16 protein-coding genes are annotated in these 21,457 nt (G+C 64.9%); 5 read left to right on the forward strand and 11 right to left on the reverse strand.

Translation table 11 applies throughout. The features are described 5' to 3' along the window. Positions 1 to 186: 186 nt before the first annotated feature. From Spa11_RS08340 to Spa11_RS08375, 8 genes are all read right to left on the reverse strand, one after another. Positions 187 to 1,341 (reverse strand): dipeptidase, encoded by a 1,155-nt coding sequence (locus Spa11_RS08340; RefSeq protein ID WP_145110655.1) that lies wholly within the window; start codon positions 1,339 to 1,341, stop codon positions 187 to 189. A gap of 56 nt (positions 1,342 to 1,397) precedes the next feature. Next, complete coding sequence (locus tag Spa11_RS08345) at positions 1,398 to 3,464, reverse strand: serine hydrolase (RefSeq protein WP_145110658.1); 2,067 nt, start codon at positions 3,462 to 3,464, stop codon at positions 1,398 to 1,400. Positions 3,465 to 3,518: 54 nt separating this feature from the next. Then, complete coding sequence (locus Spa11_RS08350; protein WP_197529837.1) at positions 3,519 to 4,574, reverse strand: dipeptide epimerase; 1,056 nt, start codon at positions 4,572 to 4,574, stop codon at positions 3,519 to 3,521. Positions 4,575 to 4,659: 85 nt separating this feature from the next. Next, entirely contained in the window at positions 4,660 to 5,721 is a 1,062-nt protein-coding gene (locus Spa11_RS08355) for a DUF1611 domain-containing protein (RefSeq protein ID WP_145110661.1), read from the reverse strand. Positions 5,722 to 5,945: 224 nt separating this feature from the next. Continuing rightward, positions 5,946 to 6,896, reverse strand: coding sequence for a S66 peptidase family protein (locus Spa11_RS08360; RefSeq protein ID WP_145110664.1), 951 nt, complete (start codon positions 6,894 to 6,896; stop codon positions 5,946 to 5,948). Then, positions 6,893 to 7,453, reverse strand: coding sequence for a spore maturation protein (locus Spa11_RS08365; RefSeq protein WP_145110667.1), 561 nt, complete (start codon positions 7,451 to 7,453; stop codon positions 6,893 to 6,895). Before Spa11_RS08365 ends, Spa11_RS08360 begins: the two co-directional genes overlap by 4 nt. Beyond that, a complete protein-coding gene (locus Spa11_RS08370) occupies positions 7,450 to 8,166 on the reverse strand; it encodes a nucleoside recognition domain-containing protein (protein ID WP_197529838.1) in 717 nt (238 codons plus the stop codon). The genes Spa11_RS08365 and Spa11_RS08370 overlap by 4 nt, the downstream gene beginning before the upstream one ends. A 289-nt stretch (positions 8,167 to 8,455) precedes the next feature. Continuing rightward, the gene (locus tag Spa11_RS08375; protein ID WP_145110670.1) at positions 8,456 to 10,171 is read right to left on the reverse strand and encodes a M14 family zinc carboxypeptidase; all 1,716 of its coding nucleotides are present in this window, start codon (positions 10,169 to 10,171) and stop codon (positions 8,456 to 8,458) included. A 115-nt stretch (positions 10,172 to 10,286) separates the two neighbouring features. Between Spa11_RS08375 and Spa11_RS08380 the strand changes: the two genes are divergently transcribed. Continuing rightward, positions 10,287 to 11,075, forward strand: a complete 789-nt coding sequence (locus tag Spa11_RS08380; protein ID WP_145110673.1) for a serine hydrolase — start codon at positions 10,287 to 10,289, stop codon at positions 11,073 to 11,075. 29 nt (positions 11,076 to 11,104) lie between these two features. Here the strand turns inward: Spa11_RS08380 and Spa11_RS08385 are convergent, their stop codons facing one another. Continuing rightward, on the reverse strand, positions 11,105 to 12,349 hold the full coding sequence (locus Spa11_RS08385; RefSeq protein ID WP_197529839.1) for an AraC family transcriptional regulator: 1,245 nt from the start codon (positions 12,347 to 12,349) through the stop codon (positions 11,105 to 11,107). Positions 12,350 to 12,675: 326 nt separating this feature from the next. Here Spa11_RS08385 and Spa11_RS08390 point away from each other — a divergent pair, with 326 nt between their 5' ends. Further along, positions 12,676 to 13,752: an anhydro-N-acetylmuramic acid kinase gene (locus Spa11_RS08390; protein ID WP_197529840.1), complete on the forward strand. Its 1,077-nt coding sequence runs from the start codon at positions 12,676 to 12,678 to the stop codon at positions 13,750 to 13,752. A 21-nt stretch (positions 13,753 to 13,773) separates the two neighbouring features. Here Spa11_RS08390 and Spa11_RS08395 read toward each other — a convergent pair whose 3' ends face one another. Continuing rightward, a complete protein-coding gene (locus tag Spa11_RS08395) occupies positions 13,774 to 14,697 on the reverse strand; it encodes a BadF/BadG/BcrA/BcrD ATPase family protein (protein WP_197529841.1) in 924 nt (307 codons plus the stop codon). Between the two features lie 76 nt (positions 14,698 to 14,773). Continuing rightward, positions 14,774 to 15,763 carry an N-acetylmuramic acid 6-phosphate etherase gene (murQ, locus tag Spa11_RS08400; protein WP_231933209.1) on the reverse strand — a complete coding sequence of 330 codons (990 nt, stop codon included), beginning with the start codon at positions 15,761 to 15,763 and terminating at the stop codon, positions 14,774 to 14,776. Between the two features lie 130 nt (positions 15,764 to 15,893). On the opposite strand from murQ, the gene Spa11_RS08405 reads away from it, so the two are divergent. The 3 genes from Spa11_RS08405 (at position 15,894) to Spa11_RS08415 (ending at position 21,397) form a co-directional block, all read left to right on the forward strand. Next, positions 15,894 to 17,414, forward strand: coding sequence for a sodium:solute symporter family transporter (locus Spa11_RS08405; protein WP_145110682.1), 1,521 nt, complete (start codon positions 15,894 to 15,896; stop codon positions 17,412 to 17,414). Then, positions 17,411 to 18,550 (forward strand): serine hydrolase domain-containing protein, encoded by a 1,140-nt coding sequence (locus Spa11_RS08410; RefSeq protein WP_145110685.1) that lies wholly within the window; start codon positions 17,411 to 17,413, stop codon positions 18,548 to 18,550. Before Spa11_RS08405 ends, Spa11_RS08410 begins: the two co-directional genes overlap by 4 nt. A gap of 150 nt (positions 18,551 to 18,700) precedes the next feature. After that, entirely contained in the window at positions 18,701 to 21,397 is a 2,697-nt protein-coding gene (locus Spa11_RS08415; protein ID WP_145110688.1) for a CHASE3 domain-containing protein, read from the forward strand. Positions 21,398 to 21,457: the final 60 nt, after the last annotated feature.

Here is a 21,457-nt window from a genome sequence, read left to right on the forward strand (position 1 = left end):
CGCAAGGCTCGGGTAGGGAGAGCCTTTCAGCTTAGTCGAAAACAGCGGGCCCGCGAATGACGCGAATGGGCGCGAATTGAGCAATCAGGGGAGGCTGGCGAGCCGGCGATGTTAATCGTCGGTGGGAACTTGGTGCCCGCTTTCCACCGACGACTCACGTCGCCGGCTCGCCAAAATCTTGAATGGCTACTCCTTCGCCGCTTCCACCTTCCGCATCACGCGCAGCAGGTTCCCGCCCAGTACGCCGCGGATCTCTTCGGGCGTGTAGCCGCGGTCGAGGAGGCCCTGGGTGATCCGTGGGTAGCAGGCCACGTCCTCGAGGCCCTCGGGGAGGACGCTGACGCCGTCGAAGTCCGAGCCGATGCCGACGTGCTCGATCCCCGCCACCTCGGCGATGTGGTCGATGTGGTCGAGGAGGTCATGGATCGATCCGCGGGGCATGCGGTTGGCGCGGCGATACTCTCTCTGCTTGCGCTCGATCGTCTCCTCGTCGGCGCCCTCCGCTTCCAGGTCGCGGCGGATCTGGAACGTCGCGGCGTAGTTGTCCGCCGCGGCGGGGACGACGAACGCGCTAAAGAAATTGACCATCACGACGCCGTCCTTCTCCTTCAGCCGCTCCAGCACGTCGTCGGGGACATTGCGTGGATGGTCGGCGACGGCGCGAGACGAGCTGTGGCTGAAGATCACCGGCGCCGTGCTGGTGTCGAGCGCCTGGTGCATCACCTCGACCGAGACGTGCGAGATATCGACCATCATCCCCAGCCGGTTCATCTCACGGATGACCTCCTTGCCGAATTCGGTGAGCCCGCCGTGTTGAGGCTTGTCGGTCCCCGAGTCGGCCCACGAGATCGTGTTGCCGTGCGTGAGGGTCATGTACCGGGCGCCGAGCTCGTGCAGCCGCCGCAGCGTGCTGAGCGACTCCTCGATGCAATGGCCCCCTTCGACGCCGATCAGCGACGCGATCTTCCCCTCGCCGGCGATCCGTTCGATGTCGTCGGACGTCAGCGCGAGCTCGAGGTCGCCCGGGTAGCGATCGACCATCAGCTTGACGAGTTCGATCTGTTCGAGCGTCGTGGCGAGCGCCTTGCCGGTGCCATCGAGTTCGGCAGGGACCCAGACGCTCCAGAACTGGCACTTGAGCCCCCCCTCGCGCGCCCGTGGCAGGTCGGTCTGCAACCTCGGCTGCGGCTGGGCGATGTCGATCTTCGAGAAATCGCTGGAGCCCTTGGTGCGGATCTCCCACGGCAGGTCGTTGTGACCATCGATCATCAGCGCCGAATGATGCAACTCGAGCGCTTCGTCGCTGACGACGATGGGCTCACGGTCTTCGGCGTTCGACATAGCAGCAGCGCAAACTAGAGCCGTGCCCGTTAGGAAGCGGAGCACACGATAACTGATCATTCGACCCCCAGTTCGTTCCAAGCCCAGCGGTACAGATTCCGGGCGTCGAGATAACGGTTGGCGCCCGTCGAAGCGCCAAGGATGACAACGTACAGCGGCTTGTCGCCGCGCTTGCCGGCCGAGACGAGGCACGCCCCCGCTGGGCCGGTGGTGCCGGTCTTGACGCCGTAGAAGCCTTCGGTCCCCAGCAGCGAGTCGGTGTTGTTCCAGACGATGTTCCGCTCGTAGCCGGCCGTCGAGCTGAGCGTCGTGGCGTAACGCCGCGTCGCCACGACCTTACGGAACAGCTCGTTCTGCATCGCCGCGTGGGCGAGCTTCACCAAGTCCTGCGCGGTGGTGACGTGCCCCTCGGCGGTGAGGCCGTGCGTGTTGCGGTAACCGGTGCCGTCCATGCCCAGCTCCTTGGCCGTGGCGTTCATCTTGGCGATGAAGCGGTCGTACGCCGATTCGTCATCTTCGCCGGGCAAGCGGTCGCCGAAGTGCTCGGCGAAGGCGACCGACGCGTCGTTCCCCGAAGGCAGCATCAGGCCGTAGAGCAGTTCGCGGACGGTGACCTTCTCGCCGGCTTTGACTGCCGACGTCGAGCCGCCCGTCTTGTCGGCGCGCTCACTGAAAGTAATCACCTCGTCGAGCACCTTCGGGTCTTCTTCGGCGATCTTGAGAACGACGTAGGCCGTCATCATCTTGGTGGTGCTGGCCGGGTCGCGCGTGCCGGCGTCGTTGTAACCCCAGAGAAGCTTGCCGGTCTCGCCGTCGGCGATCGCCCACGCCGCGCAGCTGACGACCGGCGGGCCGGTGACCGGGTCCTGCGGCTTCAGCGGCGGCAGGTCCTTCATTGCCTCTTCCGGCGCCGGCGCGGGCCTGTCTTCCATCACCAGCGGGCCGAGCGCCTTCCAGAACGCGCCATCGACTTCGCCGGTCGGCTTGAGGCCGTTCTTCTTCTGGAACGCCTTGACCGCCGAGTCGGTGTTGGGGCCGAAGTCGCCATCGACCGACAGGTCGGGGCTCGGGTCGAGGCGTTCGTTGAGCGTCCGTTGCAAGGGCTCGACCAGCGGGTCCTCTTGCCCCATCCGCAGCACGCGGGCGACCTGCGGCGCGTCCACGGCGCCGGCGCCCTCGGTGAAGTAGTCGAACGCCGCCTTGCCGACCTGAGCGATCAGCGTCATCGGCTCCGCCTCGGCGCCCCAGCCGGTGTCCTTGTTGTCCGTCGTCATCACGCAAACGGCGATCGGCCCGGTGGGCGACTCGATGACGCCGCCATCGCAGCGCGAGGCGGAGACGCTCCCTCCCTTGTGCGCCACGGTGGTCCCCTTCGGCAACAGCCGCGGCAGCGTGTCCTTCGATTGACAAGCGCGGAGGTGGTCGAGCATCTCTTTGCGGGCCTCCTCGATTTCGTCCTCGTCGAAGCCCGGCGGCGTCATCTTCACGATCTTCTCGTAGAGGTCGATCGTTTCGGCCGCGGTCATCACGCCCAGACCGAACTTCTTACTTCGTTCGGGGGCGATTGTCGTGTCGCCGCGGAACACCAGCGAGTTCAGCCGCATGTTGTCGTAGCCGAGGCCTTCCATCAGCCGATTGACGGAGCGGATCCCCTTGGCGGCGGGCGTATCACCTTCCGCCTCGTCGTCGGAACGACCGATCGCTTCGATGACGAGGTTGGTGGCCGTGTTGTCGCTCCAGCCCATCATCAGGCGGATCGCGTCACGCAGCGTGAGTTCCGTCCCGGGAGTGAAGTGCTCGGTCAGCAGGCCCGAGCCGGGTACCTTGTCCGATTCCTTTAGTTCGAGCTTGTCATCCATCGACAAGTCGCCCCTCAGCTCCGCGCGATAGGCGGTGAGCATGATCGGCAGCTTGATCATGCTCGCCGAGGGCATCGGCCGGTCGGCGTCGAATGTGAATGTCTCGCCCGTTTCGAGGTGCTTGATCGCGACCGTGACGGCGCCCTGATGGCCTTCGAGCATCGGCCGCAGCGCCTTGCCGAGAGCCTGCTGGGCCGTCGGCTTCGCCAGCGATGCGGTCGAAACCAGGGCAACTAGAGCCAGGCAAAGTAGCTGTCGCCACATGACGCGATCTCTCCAGGTGTGAAGCACGGGCCGTTCTTCGGTTAACAGTGCAGCTTAGTTGACCGCCAACTCACTTGCGCGATCATAGAGCTCGATCCCGCTGCCGGGGCGGTCGGGGTACTGTTGGCGGCCGGCGACGACTTTGACGCCGTCCGCCAAGTCGTCCGCCAGCAGCGCGGCGCCGTCCATATCGACGTAGTCGAGCATCGGCGCTAGTTGACCCAGAGCCGAGATGCCGACGGTTGATTCCGTCATACATCCCGCCATGACCTTGAGGCCATGCTTCCGAGCTTCGGCGACCATCCGCCGCGCGGGCGCGAGTCCGCCGCACTTCACGAGCTTGATGTTGATGCCGTGGAAGTGATCGACGCAGCGGGCCACGTCCGACTCGGAGATACAGCTTTCGTCGGCGATCACTGGGAGCACGCTGTGCTGGAACACCTTGCGGGCGCCCTCGCGGTCCTCGGCCGGCAGGGCCTGCTCGATGAACTCAACGCCCAGCTCTTTCAGCTCCGGCGCGTACTCGATCGTCTGGTCGGCGGTCCAGCCGCAGTTGGCGTCGACGCGGAATAGGGCCTTCGTGTGTTGACGCAGTTCGCGGACGATCTCGAGGTCTTCGCTCGTGCCGAGCTTAATCTTTAGCACCGGCCAGTCGGCGACCTCGGCGGCCTTCTCGACCATCTTCGGGATGGTGTCGATGCCGATCGTGTAGTTCGAGGTCGGCGCGTTGGCGGTGTTCAGCCCCCACAGCCGCCAGACCGGTTCGCCACGGAGTTTGCCCCACAGGTCATGGATCGCCATGTCGAGCGCGCACAGCGGGAAGGGGCGGCCTTCGAGCTGGGCGGCGAGCTGCGGGATCAACTCGCTCACCAGCGCGTCGGGCGACGAGTAGTTAAACCCCGCGATCAACGGCGTGACCCGCTCGACGTCGGCGACCATCTCGGGGATGGTCGCCTTGTAGTACGAGTTCGAGGTCGCCTCGCCATAGCCGGTGACGCCGTCCACCGTGAGCGAGACGATCATCGTGTCCCGCACGGACGACGACCCCCGCGCAATCGTAAAGACGTGCTTGAGCGGCAGGCGGTAGTGCTGCGTCGAGACTTGGATCATGTAAAGAAATTTTTGAACCACGAAGGAACTAAGGAACGAAGGAAGGACCAAGGCTACGAGCCTTCGTTCCTTCGTTCCTTTGTGGTTAGCTTCTAGCGTTCTTAGCGGCGAGGATCGCGTCGGTTAGTTCGTCGGTGCCGTGGCGGATGGGGTCGGCAATGGGCAGGCCGAACTCGGCCCGCATCCGCTCGCGCTCGGCTTCGGCCTCGGCGTCCGACAGCTTGCGGCTGTTCATCGCGATCGCGATCACCTTCGCGGGGTTGCCGAACGCGGCCATGTGCTCGTAGGCGTCGATCACGCTCTTGTGCGACGGCAGCGGCAGGTAGTCCATCCCGCGCATCGTCTCGCGGCCGGCTTCGTAGACGTAGATCATGGCGTGCGGATTCGTGCCGTGCAGCAAGCCAAGCGACACGGCAGAGAACCGCGGGTGCGTGATCGTGGCCTGGCCCTCGACGATCATCACCTCGCGCGACAGGTTTTGCCGCACGAGCTTCTCGCAAGCGCCATTCACGAAGTCGGAGACGACGCAGTCGATCGGCAGGCCGTCCCCTTCGACCATGATGCCCGTCTGCCCGGTGGCGACGAACTTCGAATCGACGCCCTTGCGCTCGAGCCCGCGTGAGATCTCCAGGGCAGATAGCATCTTGCCGACGGAGCAGTCCTGGCCGATCGTCAGCACGCGGAAGCAATCATCGGTCAGGTCGAGCCGTGTGGCGACGTCCTTTTCGTTGTTCTTGCGGACGTCGTGGATCGTGACGCCCGCTTCGGCCGCGGCGGCGACGATCTCGGCGTCGTCCGACAGAAACTGGTGCATGCCCGAGACGATGCTCATGCCGCGCTTCACCGCGTCGAGGCAGAGGGCTCGCCATTCGGCCGGGATCTTGCCGCCGGCGGTGGCGACGCCGATGAGCAGCGTGTCGGGCTTCTCTACTTCATCCAAGGAACCAACAATCGGCGTATCGCCGCCGACGCCGAGCAGCTCTTGGGCCGTCTTCCCTTTCTGCGTCGAGTCGAGCACCGCAACGACGTCCTCGCCGCGGCAGCGGAGCATCACGTTGGCGGTCTTAGCCGTCAGCGGGTCGGTCTTCCCCTCGGTGAGGATGACAATGCGGCTGCCGCCGATCGGTGTGTTAGTGGAGCTAGCCATCGTGGCGGATGCTCGGGTGGGGAGGGGAAGGTGGGGGAGAGTTTGTTGGTTATTCCTCCGGTCGCTGACGCTCCCGGCTCGCCGGCGAGCCGGGAGCGTCAGCGACCGGAGTGAACCACCAACCAACTTGAAATCATCTGTGACGCTAAGCCCGAAGCTAGACCAAACGACGCCGCCACTCTAGCGGTCCACCCGCAGGGAACCATCGGTCCCGCGCAGAAGACTCACGACAACACGACCGGCTGCAGCAGTTCGAGGCCCGGGGCGTCCGCGTCGAGCCGCACGATCGCTCCCATCGGCAGGGGCAGGTTGGGGTGTTCATGCCCAAACGGCGCTCCGGCGATGACCGGAACGCCCAGCGGCCCGAAGAATTCGGCCAGCACCTCGTCGACGGTAGGCCGGCTCTCCTTGTCGTAATCGCTGAAGTACCCAAGCACCGCCCCGGCGATCTGGCCCAGCCGCCCGCTCGTGCGGAGCTGCGTCAGCATCCGATCGACGCGGTACGGCTCTTCGCCGGTGTCCTCGATCAGCAGGACCGCGCCATCGAAGTCGGGTTCATCGGGCGTGCCGAGCAAGCCCATCAGCACCGCCAAATTGCCACCGATCATCTCCCCCTCCGCGACTCCGATACTGAGCATGCGTACATTATACCGAGCCGGCGCGGCTAAATCACGTAGATTCTGTCCAGAAAACATCGCGAAGCTCGCCTCGGTTTCGGCGCCTTGTTCTTCGCCACCGGCGCCCAATCCCGCTACAAGGTTCGGCCCGTGAAAGGACACCAGCCCACAGCGCCGCTGGATCGCCGCGTGCAGCGCGGTCAGGTCGCTGTAGCCGCAGACGATCTTCGGCCGCGCAGCGAGCAGGCCAAAGTCAACGCGATCCAGTATCCGCCCGCAGCCATACCCGCCGCGGACGGCGAGCACCATCGTTGTCTCGGGGTCGCGAAATGCGGCTTCGAGTTCGGTGATGCGTTCGTCATCGGTTCCCGACAGGAAGCCGTGCGGCGTGCAGAAGTCGCGGTAGGTCTTCGGCCGATAGCCCCGCGCCGTCAGGTTCGCCATCGCCGCCTCGAAGCGGTCGCGCTGCGGCGAGCTGGCGGGCGCGACGATCGAGATCGCGTCGCCGGGTCTTAGCGCCGGCGGAATCGCGAGCGGCTTGCGCTGAGTATCGCTCATGCGAAGAACATCCACCCTAGCACTAGCGCCGCCGTCAGGCCCGCGAAGTCGGCGAGGAGGCACGCCGGCAGCGTGTGGCGGAACCGCTTCACGCCCACGGCGCCGAAGTAGACGCTCATCACATAGAACGTCGTCTCGGTGCTCCCCATCATGATCGAGCCCGTGTTGCCGACAAACGAGTCGGGCCCGAAGCGGTCTTTGTCGAGCAAGTCAACCAGCACGCCTCGCGCTGCGCCACCGCTGAGCGGCTTGGTGAGCGCGAGCGGCAGCAACTCGAAGGATTCCGCGAACCGTTCCAGGCCGACGGCCATCAGCGCCTGCTCGCCGAGCCACTTGACGTCGTCGAACAAGCCGCTGGCGAGGAAGACCTTGATCGCGAACAGGATCGCCACCAAGTATGGGATGATCATGATCACCACGCCGAAACCCTCTTTGGCGCCGGTGATGAACGACTCGTACATCGGCACGTCCCGCCACCACGCGGCGAAGACGATCAGAAGGATCACCCCCGGCACCGTCCACTGGCTGATGACTTCGAAGACATCGGCGGTATTCATGACGATGCCCCTTCGACAGGAGCGACAGCCACCGGCGTCACGGAGTAACGCGGCAGCTTGGCGAGAAGCCTCACCGCGGTGACGGCGACGACGGTGCTCACGATCGTCGCAACCATGATGTATGCCAGCGGCCCCGCCGGATTCTCACTGCCAGCGGCGATGCGGTAGCCGATCACCGCGATCGGCACGAGCGTCACGCTTGACGTATTGATCGCTAGGAAGGTCGCCATCGCGTTGGTGGCGGTCTCCTTGTCGGGGTTGAGCTCTTGCAACTCTTGCATCGCCTTCAGGCCGAAGGGCGTCGCCGCGTTGTCGAGGCCCAGCATGTTCGCCGACATGTTCATCAAGATAGCGCCGTGCGCCGGGTGCCCGTCGGGGATATCCGGGAAGAGCCAACGCATCAGCGGCCGCAAGAGATAGGCCAAACCATCGACAAGGCCGGCGTCCTTCGCCACCTGCATCAGCCCCAGCCACAGGACCATGATGCCAATCAAGTTCAGTGAGACGTCAACCGCAACGTTGGCGCCATCGATGGCCGATTGCGTGACCTCCTTGCCGAGTTCCGCAAACGTCACCGGCGTCGCCGGCTCCTCGCCATCGTCCAGCACAACGGCCTCAACCGGCGGCAACGGCAACCACGGCCGCACCAGCGCCTTCGCCGGCGCATAGAGGATGCCGATCGCGACCAGCCAGAACCAAATCTTATTGAGCATGGCGCCTCAGGTGGCGACGTTTAGGAAAGGAGATGGGGGGATGTTGGTGATAGGGGGGGATCGTGGCCGCCACGGATAATGCCTTTGGAACACTCAATTCAATCCGTGGGCGAAGCCCACTGTGGGAGGCGTCTCCAGACGCCGATGACGCGCACCATGCCGTGTTCGGCTAAGAGACCGTAATCGGGGTCTGGAGACCCCTCCCACATAAGCAACTGAAGCCATCCCCCTTATCGCCACCCATCCCTATCTCCTTCTCCTGTCATGTCTACAAGGTAGGCAGAGGGGCTCATCCCCTGGGCCCGCCCCACGGGATCCACTTACCGGGGGAGTCGTGGTGAAGGCCGGCGGCGTCGCGAACGACCGTACCGCCCACGTAAACCGCTCGCAAGCAATCCTGCGCGATGGCGTGATCCGCTGGTGTCTCGATCAAGACTAAGTCGGCCGGGTAGTTCAGCATCACCTCGCCACGAGTGTTCCAGCCGAGCTGACTCGCCACGCTCCGCGTCTCGCGGAGCCAGGCATCGAGCGTCGCCGGCACGGGCGCACTGCGCGTTGGCGTTGTCGCCGGGTCGAGCGCGGGGATGCCCATCCGGCAACACGCTTCGACGAGCTTCTCAGGCAGCGGGCCGAGCGTGGCCACCACGCCGCCCGCTAACCCCTGCGTCAGCCGCCGAAGAACGAGCCCTTTGTCGGGCGCCTCGCCGTCCCACGTGGCGACGAGGGCCGCGTTGAGCGGCGGCGACAGACGCTTGGCGGCCGCGACCTGCGCCTCGACGCCGCCGGCGCCGAGGTTAATCGGGATCAGCACCGTCGTCGCGCCCTTTGCGGAGAGCGTCTCCCAATCGGCGGGGCTCTCGTCGAACGCGTCGTCGGTCGGCTCAGCGAGGACGATCCGCCCCGGGGCGATGACGGCGGGGGTCTCGATCGTCGTCAGGCCGCCGTTCTCGTGGAGGTCGCCGATCGCCGCGACCGTCCCCCCCTCCATCGCCGCGCAGCCTGCCATCCGCCCGGGGAAGTCGACGCCCAGCTCCGCCTTGGAGACCACCGCCTTCTCGCCAGACAGCTGCGCGACCCCCGCGCCCCGTATGAGCAGGTCGAACTGCGGGTAGGACGACGACCGGGGCAAGGTGAGGTAGTTCTGCGGGTCGCAGTCCTCCAGTCCGCCGGGCTCACCGAGCGCCGTGGCGGCGATCGCGTCGAGCGTCTGCACGAACGCGGCGAAGTGGACCTCTTCCATCCGCTTGAAGTCGGCGTCGGGCCAGCCGCCGGCCTCGACGAGGATCACCGACACGCCCTGCCGCTGCACCCACTCGCCGAAGGCCCGGGCCATGAAGTCGGCGTCGTAGCGCGTGACGCGACCATCGCAGGCTTCACGGACTCGTTCGAAGAACGTCGCGGCGACGCGGTTGGCCTCCTGAACCGAGTCGGTCTGCGAGTCCTCGGGGTCGAGTGGCGGCACGAGCAGGGACACCGACGCCGGCCCCAATGGCGACGCCACCGCGGTGCGGCGGCCCTGGTTGTGGAGGTTGAAGCCGTAGTCGGGTTTGAAATCGAGGATTGTGTCGCGGAACGCCCGGCCCTCGGGCGTGGCGAACTCCAGGGCGTCGCGGTTGACGTCGATCCCCTGGGCGTTCTGCCGAGTATTGCGCTCGGCGCCGTCCGGGTTGAGTGGCAGGATCATGCCGATCGTCAGGCCGCGGAGGACCCGCTCGGCCGGAGTGTCGTCCTCTAGCAACAACTTCAACAGATTTAGCAGCATGGCCGTGTGTGTCGGCTCGTCGCCGTGCATCTGCGACCACATCATCGCCTTCTTGGGCCCGTTGCCGAGAACGAGCATCTCGATCGGCCGGCCTTCGAACGACCGCCCGATCTCGCGCCGCTCGACTTTATGCTTGCCCCCGGCAAGAACCGCCTCGACCGCCGCGGCGATCGCCAGAGGCTTCCAACCCCCAACGGGGCTGGTAATGACCGAACGGGCGACGAGATCGTCCCAGGCAAGCATGGCGGGCTTTGGAGAGGGCGGCGCTGGTGGTGAACCGCTCAGTCTCACGCAAAGGAGCGAACGCGCAAAGGCGTCAACCGCTTGCGGCTTAACGGCGTAGCGTGAAACTAGCGGTATGGACGCCCCCAAGCCAATTCTCGATCTCGCCCAATCGACACCCGCCCGCGTCGGCCTGGCGGTCGAGTCGCTCGACGGCGCCTGGAGCTACTCGGTTTTGCCCGACGAGGTCTTCGCCCAGGCCAGCGCGATCAAGGTCCCGATCCTCTGGGAGCTGCACCGCGCGGCCGCGGCCGGTGAGCTGTCGCTCGACGAACGCCTGACGGTCGATCCCGCCAACGGCGCCGGCGGCTGCGGTATGTTGCAGAACTTCCTCCCGGGCGCGTCGCAGATGGCGTTAGGGGACCTGGGCGTCGCGATGATCGTTCTCAGCGACAACGTCGCCACGAACCTGCTGATCGACCGTTTAGGCTTCGACGCCGTCAACGCGTTGCTGGTCAGCCAGGGCGCCAATCAAACCCGGTTGCGCCGCAAGATGATCGACCCTGAGGCCCGGAAGGCCGGTCGAGAGAACACCTCGACTCCCTCCGAAGCCGTTCGGCTGATGCGGCGGCTGCACGACGCCGAAGGAGCGGGCGACCCCGTCGCCGCCGCCGTTCTCAAAGTTCTGCGGCTACGCAAAGAAAGCCCGGTCACGACCGTGCTGCCCAGCGACACACGTCTGGCGACCAAGCCCGGCATGCTCGACGGGCTCCGAACGGAATGGTCCATCGTCGAGCGCGAAGGCGTCAACTACGCCATGGCCCTGATGGTGGACGGCGGCGACGAGATTCTGATCGACGCCCTCGTGCGCGAAATCGCCGTGGCGGTGAGACTCGAGGCATTAGGCGCCTCGCCGACCAGCTAGTCGCCAGCGGCGCGTTCTACTCGCTTCGACTACACCCCAATCGTCGTCTGACGCTGGCCCGCCAACAGTTCCTTGCGGAACGTGTGCGGCGTCTTGCCCGTGTCCTTCTTGAACGCCACGCCAAACCGCGTTGCATTCGCGAAGCCACACGCTAAGGCGACTTCGGTGATCGACAACTCACGGCGTCCTAGCAAGTCGCGGCTGCGCTCCAGCTGCACGCGGCGGATTTCACGGGCCGGGGAGCGTCCTAGGTACTTGCGGAACTGGATCTCGAGGCTGCGGCGCGAGATGGGGACCTGCCGCAAAATGTCTTCGACGATGATGCCGCGGCAGGCGTGCTGGCGGATGTAACGGAGGGCGTCCACGATCTCTTCGTCGTCGATCGCCAACAGGTCGGTCGATTGCCGGCTCTGGACGCCGCGCGGCGGGACCTCGATCGGGTAGGCGGGCGGCTCGTGGCCGACCATCATCGCGTCAAGCAGTTGTGCCGCGTCGTGGCCGATCCGCTCGCTGGCGACGTTGATGCTCGACAGCGGCGGCGACGCCACGTCGCACAGCAGTTCGTCGAGGCTGCCGCCGAGCACCGCCACGTCGTCTGGCACGCGGACGCCCGACAGGTGGCAGATCTCTGAGAGTTGCCGGCCGCGGTTGGCGTCCACCGCCAGCACACCGATCGGCTTGGGCAGGGTCCGCATCCAACGCTCGACCCGCTTCAGCCGCTCGCCCCAGCCCAGCCGCCGCCCGGCCCGGTAGCCCGGCTTATAAACGGCACACTCGTAACCGGCCGCGTTAACGTGTTGGGCAAAGGCCTCGCCGCGGCGTTTCGAGTAATCGAGACTCGGCGGGGCGAAATAGGCAAACTGGCGGAAGCCGCGGTCCAAGAGGTGCGCAAGCGCCATTTCGGCCAACGCTTTCTCGTCGGTGATAACCGAAGCGATCCCACTAGGCGGATCGATGACATCATCGACGTTAACCAGCGGCAAGCGGCGGGCCTGGAGCTGCTCCAGCTGCTTCTGCGATGTGATCCGGGCAATAATGCCGTGGCCGTGCCAGCCGTCCGGGAGGGCCGAGCGGTGCTCGTGGTCACGGGGGTCGAGCAGCAGGTGCCACTGGCCGTGACGCTCGGCGTAGTTCGAAATGCCGCGGATCATGCGGCAGCCGGCGCTGGAATCCGTCTCGATGAGGACGGCGATCCGCTTGAGAGCCTCGGGCGGCGACGCCACGGGGGCGGCAGTGCGGTTAGCAAGCAAAGCAGTAGCAGATTCGCGGATCACGACAGCGCCCCGTAGCAGAACGGACAGTGTCGCCGGTCTCATCCGCCTGGATGGCAGGCCGATGCCCCCTAAAACCAGCGCTTAAAAACCTCGGTTTTGCGCCCTTTGCGGATGCACGTCTTGCCGCGCATTGCGCCTAGTAGCAAACTCCTATCGTAACCGGTGGGGGGCCGAGTTGCGCAGAACGACGCCACTTTCTCTGAAAATTGCGGATTGCCTGGCCGGATCGACACGACCACACGGCATATCTGCACCAGTTTCGGACGTTTCCGCCCCGCGGAACGCCGACTGGGATTGGGCCTGACACCGCGAAAACGAGGCTGCCGTTGTCCGCTAAAACCTTCACCGCCATCGGATTGATGAGCGGAACGTCCGCCGATGGAGTCGACGCCGCCTTGGTGAAAACCGACGGCGAAGCCAAGATCACCGTTATCGGCGGACTGACGCTTCCCTACGAGGAAGACCTGCGCTACCGGCTGCTGGAGGCGTCGCAGCACGATATGCCCACCAGTGATCTGCTGCGGCTTGAGAAGGATGTCACGCAGGTCCACGCCGACGCGGTCGCCCAGCTCGTCAAACAGTTTCCCGACGACGGAAAGCAAGCCGAAGTCGTTGGCTTTCACGGCCACACCGTGCGGCACATCCCCGACGAAGGGCTGACCTGCCAGATCGGCAACGCCTGGCAACTCGCCCACGCCACCGGCATTAAGGTCGTCTCGGACTTCCGCCGCAACGATATCGCCAGCGGAGGGCAAGGGGCGCCGCTGGCGGCCATGTTCCACCGGGCCCTATTTGACACGGACGAGAAGCCGATCGTCGTGCTCAACCTGGGCGGCGTGGCGAACGTCACTTGGCTCGGCGAGGACGGCGCCCTGATCGCCGGCGACACGGGCCCGGGCTGTGGCCTGCTCGACGAATGGGCGCAAGAGATGGCCGGAGTCTCCCACGACGCGGACGGCAAGCTCGCGGCCGCGGGCAAAGTCGATGAGGCCATGGTCGCCGAGGCGCTCTCAGCGCCGTTCTTCGCCCGCCCCCTGCCGAAAGCCGCCGACCGATACGATTTCGACCATGTTGATGTCTCGACCCTGGCTGTCGAAGACGGCGCGGCGACGCTCTGCGCGGTTACGGTCCGCGCCGTGGCCGGTGCTGTCGCCCGTCTACCTAAAAAGCCCAAATCCCTGTGGGTCACTGGTGGCGGCGTTAAGCACCCCGTGATCATGGCGATGCTCGCCGAGCATTTCGACCAAGTCCGCCGCGTCGAAGAGCGCAAGCTCAGCAGCGAAACTCTTGAAGCCGAGTGCTTTGCATGGCTAGCGGTCCGACGGCTACGTGAACTGCCGATCACGGTGCCGGAGACGACCGGCTGCCGCCAGCCGCTGTGCGGAGGAACGCTGACGCTTTAGTTCACACGTCGAGTCGCTCGGTTAGCACAATCGCGCCGCCAGCAGGCCGCACGCGCATGCGGCGTCGGCCGCCAGGGTGATCTGGTCCCGTCGCCATCCGGCTGCGGTGAGCTGCTCGAATAGCAAATGGCGGTAGTAGCATGACCCCAACACCACGCCTCCAGCGAGCGCGATACGTGGGCGATCGCTTGGGCCGATGCGCGATGCTGCGTAGGTCGCGAGCTGTGTTAGCGCCGCGGCGTTGTCAGCGACGATCCGTTGAGCGGCGGGGTCGCCCTTTTCGGCAAGACCCAGCACGATGCGGGCCAGTGTCGCCGTCCAGCCGCGGGGGTCGGGACCGCCGTAGAGCGATCCTTTGAGGGCGAGAGGCGACTCGGATTCGATACCGGCGTGTTGTAGGATCGCCTCGGAAAGGGCGTCGGCGGACTCGCCGCGGTCCCAACGTTGGGCGACGTGCCGCAACGCGTCTCGGCCAATGGTGTAGCCGCTGCCGGCGTCGTCGATGAGGTAGCCCCAGCCGCCGACAAGTTCGGTGGCGCCATTCGGGCCTCGTACGAGAGCCGCTGAGCCGGTTCCCGCAATCAGGCCTATCGCTACGTCGCCGGCGGGAACGTCGGCAAGCAGCGGCTCGGTGTCCGGTACGACCTTCGTTTGCAATGCGAAGGCCTGGCTCTCGGCCCACGCTTCGAGTTGCTCTTGCGCAGCTGGCGAGCCACAGCCGGCGACGGCGATCACGGCGGCGTCAATCGGGACGCCCGCGCCATCTGCGGCGGCTTTAATTGCAGCCGAGACAGCCGCATGGGAAGCATCCCGGCCGACACTGAGCGGGTTCGAGCCGCCGGCGTGGCCTGATGCAAGCAGACACAGCCGGCCGTTAGGACCGATACCCAACACCCGTGCGGTGGTCTTCGTGCCGCCGCCGTCGACCCCGAGAACGTGCTTCACCGGGAACTCAGCCGTCAAGAAAGGGGGCCGTCACAAAAGAGGGGCCGTATCAAAAATGGGCTTGGTGAGTCAGCGATTACTTCTGACCGATCGCACGCCCGACGTGACCGCAGCTCTGCACCAGACGCTCCCGCGCCTCGTCAGGGCCGACGCCGGCCAGTTGGGCGACGATCGCCAACTTCACCTCGCCGCCGCACGCCGTCAACACCGCATGCGCCTGATCCATGTCGAGGCCGGTCGCCATTTTGACGATCCGCACCGCGCGGGAGTGCAGCTTCGAATTGGTCGGCCGTAGGTCCACCATCAGGTTGCCGAACGTCTTACCGAGCCGGACCATCGTGCCGGTGGTGATCGTGTTCAGGACGAGCTTGGTGGCGGTGCCCGCCTTGAGCCGTGTCGAGCCGCTGAGGACCTCGGGGCCGACGACCGGCGTGATCGCCGTATCGACCATCGGAATGATCTCGGCGGCCGCGTTACAACTCAGGGCGACCGTGTAGGCGCCGACCGACTTGGCGTACTGCAAGGCGCCGACGACGTAAGGCGTGCGACCGCTGGTGGCGATGCCGACAAGCACGTCGTTGGGGCCGAGATTGATCGCGGCGACGTCCTTGGCCCCCAGTTCGGGACTGTCCTCGGCGCCTTCGACCGCAGTGGTGAGAGCCGTACGGCCGCCAGCAATGATGCCGACCACCATCGAGGGGTCGGTGTTGAAGGTCGGCGGGCACTCGGCGGCGTCGAGCACGCCGAGGCGTCCCGACGTGCCGGCGCCGGTGTAAATCAGCCGCCCGCCTTTCTGGATGCGTTCGCTGACGACGTCGATGACGCGGGCGATCGCCTCCGCCTCACGCCCGACCGCTTCGGCGACGCGGGCGTCCTCGGCGTTCATGACGCGCACGATCTCCACCGATGAAAGGCCGTCGAGCCCCTCAGTCGCTGGATTGCGGGCTTCGGTGGTGAGGTGGTCGAGCTGCACGGGCTCGAAGTGAGGTCCATGGTTCTTGAGCCCCTTCTGTAGTGCAGGGGCGATCCCCCCGCGGAAGGCGGCGTCGTTTCCGGCAGTTCGCAAATGAGTATCCACGTCTGCTACTTTACCGATCGACAGGTCTTCATGGGTGCTCCAGTGCGCAGGAGCGTGACAGGATTGCGCTGTTTGTCCCGACCGTACAGGTCTAGCTGCTAGCCTCTACCCAGCCAACATGATTCCCCCGCTACTGCCGCCGATTCCCCTTATTCCCGTGCTGGGTGTAGTGTTGGCGCCCCTCGACTTGGTGATTTTGGGGTCTTATCTCCTAGTCACTGTCGTTTGGGGGTCGTGGCCCAAGAAGGGGACCCAATCCGCTGAACGCTATTTGCTCGGTGGTCGCGACCTTGCTTGGCCGCTGCTGCTGCTTTCGATCGTCGCCACCGAAACCAGCACCGTCACGTTTCTGAGTCTCCCAGGTCAGTCTTTTGTGGAAGGTGGTGACCTCACTTTCCTGCAAATCACCGCTGGCTATGTTGTTGGACGATTCGTGGTCATCGCCCTGCTATTGCCCGAATTCTTCCGAGGCCAAGCGTTCACCGCATACGAAGTGCTCGAAGACCGGTTCGGCCCAGGCATTCGGCAGGCCGCTTCGGTCCTGTTCCTCGTCTGTAGGACCTTGGCCGATGGGCTAAGGCTCTTCCTCACCGGTCTGGCACTCCAGCAGGCGCTCGGCTGGGACCTGCCGACGTGCGTGGCAGCGATCACCGTTATGACAGCGATTTACGCCACACTGGGAGGGGTCTCGTCGGTCGTGTGGAACGACGCGGTACAGCTGACGATCTACCTCGTCGGCGCCGCCCTCGCGGCTTGGCTCATCGTGCAAGCGGTCCCCGGTGGCGCCACGGCGATCGTAGACTTCGGGGTGGAGACAGGGCGGTTGCATCTCCTGGATTGGGACTTCGGATTCTTCGGCGGCAAGATGACCTTCTGGTCAGGCCTGATCGGCGGCGCGTTCCTGTCGTTGGCGACACACGGCGTCGATCATCTGATGGTGCAGCGTTATCTCTGCGCCCGCTCGCAACGCAGCGCGGCGATCGCGCTGGGACTTAGCGGGCCAGTTGTGGCCTTGCAGTTTCTGCTGTTCCTACTAATCGGTGTCGGGCTCGCCGCTTTCTACGCGACGAATCCTGGCGGCGAGGGTCTGGCCGGCGACCAAGCGTTCGCCGCGTTCATTACTAACCACGTGCCAACAGGTGTGCGGGGCTTCTTGTTTGCCGCCGTGATCGCGGCGGCGATGTCCACCCTATCGAGTTCGCTCAATTCGTCAGCGGGGGTCGCGGTGCGGGACGTGTTCAAGCCCTTACTTGGCGTCGAGGGCGCGAACTCAGTGCGCGTCGCTCAACTCGCAACGATCGTCTTCGCGCTGTTGCAGTGCGCGGTCGCTCTCACGGCCCACTGGACCGTGCTGGGGTCGTCGGTGATCAACGACGTGTTGGCAATTGCCGGTTTCACCACAGGAGTCCTTGTTGGGCTTTTTGCCCTGGGAATGATCTGCGGACGTTGCCGACCGCTGGCCGCAGCTATCGCCCTGATCGCGGGGGTCGTCGCTGGCGCTGCCTTGTTCGGCTGGAACTGGAGCAACATGGGGTCGCCCAACCACCAGATCCATTGGACCTGGAACGCCTTGATCGCTTCTTCATCGACCCTCGGCGCCGGCTATGCCGCGGCGAAAGTTCTGGAGCCACAACCATGATTCGCCAACTCACGTCGTTATGCCTCTTGCTTGGCGCGACCGCAGCGATCGCGAAGACCGAGATCGACGTCGATCACCTTCGTCACATTGCCGATCGCGTTCACGAAGCCCACGAAGCGGGTGAGTTCGCCGGCTGTGTCGTGGCGGTCGGCACGAGCGACGGGCTCGTCTATCTCGAGGCTTTTGGAGATCGGCAGGTCATTCCCGAACGCATCGAGATGACAACAGACACTGTTTTTGACATGGCGTCCGTCACCAAGCCGGTGGCCACCGCCACGAGCATCATGGTCCTCTTCGAACGCGGCGCCCTGCGGCTCACTGACCCCATCAACAAGCACTTGCCCGAGATCACCGGGGAGCACGCCGGCCGGATCGCAATCAATGACCTGTTAACGCACCGCTCGGGATACATCCCCGACAATCCGATCGGTGACTATCAACACGGCGTGGACGAATCGTGGAAGCGGCTCTTCGCGCTGGAGCCAACCGACAAGCCTGGCACGAAGTTTAAGTACTCCGACGTAAACTTCGAGTTGCTTGGCAAGATCGTCGAACGGGTTGGCGGCGAGCCCCTCGACGTCTTTGCCAAGAAGAGCATCTTTGAGCCGCTCGGCATGAAGGAGACCGGCTACAACCCCGGGCCCGAACTCGCCGCCCGCGCCGCCGCGACGGAGCCGCGGAATGGCTTTGCCTCAGGCGAGCCGTCCCTAGTGGGGGAGGTACACGACCCCCGTGCCGCGCTGCTGGGCGGCGTCGCCGGGCATGCGGGGCTCTTCAGCACCGCCGAGGACCTGGCGCGCTACGCCGAGGCGATGCTCAAGGGCGGCGTGCCCGTGCTGCACCGCAAGACGCTTGAGCTGATGACCGAGCCGCTCCCTAAGTCTGACCCGTCTTTCGGCCGTTCGCGGGGTTGGGACAAAGGTTCGAGCTACTCGTCCAACCGCGGCCAGCTGATGACCGCTGAGGCCTACGGCCATGGCGGCTTTACGGGTAACGCGTTCTGGATCGACCCCGGTCTCGATCTCTACGTGATTTTCCTGTCGAATCGGCTCCACCCGGACGGCAAGGGCAGCGTTAACGATCTGGCTGGTCGTATCGGAACCATCGCCGCTGCGGCGGCTGAGGCTGATCGCTAAGCACACAGTTTGGCATTCTCGGCCGAGCGGCTAGTTCTCCCCCGCTAGCGGTATGGTATTTTATCCACATCGTCGCCCCGCAACGGCGCGACGGGTTGGTGAATCCCTCGCTATAGCGCCGCGGACGGCGCCCCCTCTCGCCTCCCTTGCATGGCTGCAAAGTCTTCAATCGATCAAGAGCTGCGCCCCCGGCGCTTCGTTGAGCCGGTGCTGGTGGCGTTGACGATCACCGCGCTGATCGTCAACGGTGTGATGGAAGTGAAGAACTTCCAGCTGATGCAGCAGACGCGTCTGGGTATCCGCGCCAGTAAGCGAGTGCTGATTAAGCTCGAAGAGATGTTGTCCGCGCTCACTGAGGCGGAGAGCTCGCATCGGGGATACTTGTTCACCGAGGACGAGCTTTATCTGGTCCCCTATCAAACGACCGTCCCTCGCTTTGATCAGATCTTTAGTGATCTCGAAGCCGACGTTATCGATGACACGCGGCACGACGAACTGCTACTCGTGCTACGCGATCTCGTCGATACGAAGCTGAGCGAGATGGAACAGGTAGTCCGTGTCATAAAGGAAGACGGACGAGAAGCCGCAGTCGCCGAGGTTCAGACCAATGTTGGCCTGCGGACGATGGACAAGATCCGTCGCACGGTCGCCGAATTCCGTAAATCGGAAACCCGCCAGATCGATAAAGCCGAAGATATTGCGAATCGCTCGTACGCGAATGGGTTGGCAACCTCGGTTATTTCGACCGCCACCGCGCTGCTGCTGGTGGGCGGCGTCATCTATCTCTTGCAGCACAGCCGACGACGATCACTGCGAGCTGCCCTGGCGATCCAGGCCGCACGCGACGACCTACGGGTGACGCTCTCGAGCATTGGCGACGGCGTGATCGCGACCGACGAGAGGGGACGCGTCACCTTCCTCAACGCTGTCGCGGAGGGGCTCACGGGTTGGACCACCCCTGAAGCCCGGGGTTTACCCCTCGAAGACGTCTTCGTCATCATCAACGAGACCTCGCGCCAGACGGTCGAAAACCCCGCCACGCGCGCCTTGAGAGAGGGCGTGATTGTCGGTCTTGCAAACCACACCCTGCTCATCAATCGCGATGGTACGGAGACGCCGATCGACGATAGCGCGGCGCCAATCCGCGGCGATGATGAGAGTATCCGCGGCGTCGTCCTTGTGTTCCGCGACGTCGCCGATCGCCGCGACACCGAGCGGATGCTCGAAGAGGCCGCCCAGCAACGCTCGCTTGACGTGAGGAACCTCGAGGCCGCCCTCGGCAACCTGCGCGCGGCCGAAGAGCGGTATCGATTGGCGATGGATGCCGCTGAGCTGGGGGCATGGAATATCAACCCAGCAACCAACGAGCTAGTAGCTGACGAGCGGTTCTGGCGCTTGTTTACAGGCTCGGAGAAGGCTCTTGACTACGAGGCGGCTTTCGCAGCAATTCATCCCGACGACCGCGAGGGGATCCGGCGCGCTGTCGCGGCAGCGACACGAGCGGATGAGCCGGCTCCTTATGCCCAAGAGTATCGTGTCGTCCACCCCGACGGCGCGGTCCGTTGGCTCAGCGCCAAGGGCGCCGCCCACTTCAAAGAACAAGACGGCGAACGGCAGATTGTGAGCTTCGATGGCACGATCGCCGACATCACCGACCGCAAGCTCAATGAGCAGACGCTCTCCCGGATGACGGCTGACCTGATCGAGGCGGACCGACGGAAGAACGAGTTCCTGGCGACGCTCGCCCACGAGCTGCGCAACCCGCTGGCGCCGATCAAGAACGCCGTGCAGTTGCTCGGCATGTCGCCGCTCGACCCCGAGGTCGAGTCTCTCCGCCTGACGATGGCCCGGCAGGTCGAGCAGTTGGTCCATTTGATCGACGACCTGATGGACGTGTCGCGTATCAGCCGCGGCAAGATCGCCCTCCGGAAGGAACATGTCGATTTAAAATCAGCGATCGACGCGGCCGTCGAGGCGGCTTCGACGCTGATCGAAGAGAACGGCCAGCGGCTGCGTGTGGAGTATCTGGCCGACAGCCTCGTCGTCTATGCCGACCACGCCCGGCTCACGCAGGTGCTGTCGAACCTCCTCAATAACGCCGCCAAGTACAGCGGCGCCGGCTGTCAGATCGAGTTGCTCGTACGGGCGAGCGAAGACAACGCCGTTATCGAGGTCCGCGACAACGGCGTCGGCATCGAGCCCGGCAAGCTCGAGAGCATCTTTCAGATGTTCTCGCAGCTCGAGCAGTCGCTCGAACGCGGCACCGCGGGTCTCGGCATCGGGCTGACGCTGGTGAAATCGTTCGTCGAGATGCACGGCGGCACGGTCTCGGCCCAAAGCGAAGGCCGCGGGCGCGGCAGTGTGTTCACCGTTACCTTGCCGCTCTCCAACCAGCCCCAAGCGGCGACGCACGACGCCGCCAACAAGCAGGCCGGGTTCGGCCGCTCCTTCAAGGTGCTGATTGTCGAAGACCAAGCGCCGCTACGGATCGTCTTGTCGAAGCTGTTGGAGAAGATGGGGCATCGCGTCGAGGGCGCCGAAGGGGGCGAGGAGGCGCTGCGGCGTTTCAGCGAGTCCAGGCCCGAGGTCGTCTTCTCGGACATCTCGATGCCCGGCATGTCGGGCTACGAGTTGGTGCGGCGCCTCCGCTCGCGTCACGACGCCGACGGAGTCTATATCGTCGCGATGACCGGCTACGGCCAGGCGACTGACCGCGAAACGGCTCTTGAGGCGGGGTTCGACGAGCACATGGTGAAGCCCGCCGACATTTCGCAGCTCGAACGCCTCTTCGCTTGGTTGGCGAAAGCCGACGGCGACGGAATCGAAGAGTCTCCTGCGGAGGATTGAGGATCGCATCGGGCGGCCGCTCTGGCGATGATGCGGTGTGCCGAAGCACTGCACGATTGG

This window comes from Botrimarina mediterranea (assembly GCF_007753265.1).
Lineage (GTDB): Bacteria > Planctomycetota > Planctomycetia > Pirellulales > Lacipirellulaceae > Botrimarina > Botrimarina mediterranea.

Coding starts and splice junctions, on each gene's coding strand:
- Spa11_RS08340 (WP_145110655.1), bottom strand. CDS start 1,341: ATGTCGAACGCCGAAGACCGTGAGCCCATCGTCGTCAGCGACGAAGCG.
- Spa11_RS08345 (WP_145110658.1), bottom strand. CDS start 3,464: ATGTGGCGACAGCTACTTTGCCTGGCTCTAGTTGCCCTGGTTTCGACC.
- Spa11_RS08350 (WP_197529837.1), bottom strand. CDS start 4,574: ATGATCCAAGTCTCGACGCAGCACTACCGCCTGCCGCTCAAGCACGTC.
- Spa11_RS08355 (WP_145110661.1), bottom strand. CDS start 5,721: ATGGCTAGCTCCACTAACACACCGATCGGCGGCAGCCGCATTGTCATC.
- Spa11_RS08360 (WP_145110664.1), bottom strand. CDS start 6,896: ATGAGCGATACTCAGCGCAAGCCGCTCGCGATTCCGCCGGCGCTAAGA.
- Spa11_RS08365 (WP_145110667.1), bottom strand. CDS start 7,453: ATGAATACCGCCGATGTCTTCGAAGTCATCAGCCAGTGGACGGTGCCG.
- Spa11_RS08370 (WP_197529838.1), bottom strand. CDS start 8,166: ATGCTCAATAAGATTTGGTTCTGGCTGGTCGCGATCGGCATCCTCTAT.
- Spa11_RS08375 (WP_145110670.1), bottom strand. CDS start 10,171: ATGCTTGCCTGGGACGATCTCGTCGCCCGTTCGGTCATTACCAGCCCC.
- Spa11_RS08380 (WP_145110673.1), top strand. CDS start 10,287: ATGGACGCCCCCAAGCCAATTCTCGATCTCGCCCAATCGACACCCGCC.
- Spa11_RS08405 (WP_145110682.1), top strand. CDS start 15,894: ATGATTCCCCCGCTACTGCCGCCGATTCCCCTTATTCCCGTGCTGGGT.
- Spa11_RS08410 (WP_145110685.1), top strand. CDS start 17,411: ATGATTCGCCAACTCACGTCGTTATGCCTCTTGCTTGGCGCGACCGCA.
- Spa11_RS08415 (WP_145110688.1), top strand. CDS start 18,701: ATGGCTGCAAAGTCTTCAATCGATCAAGAGCTGCGCCCCCGGCGCTTC.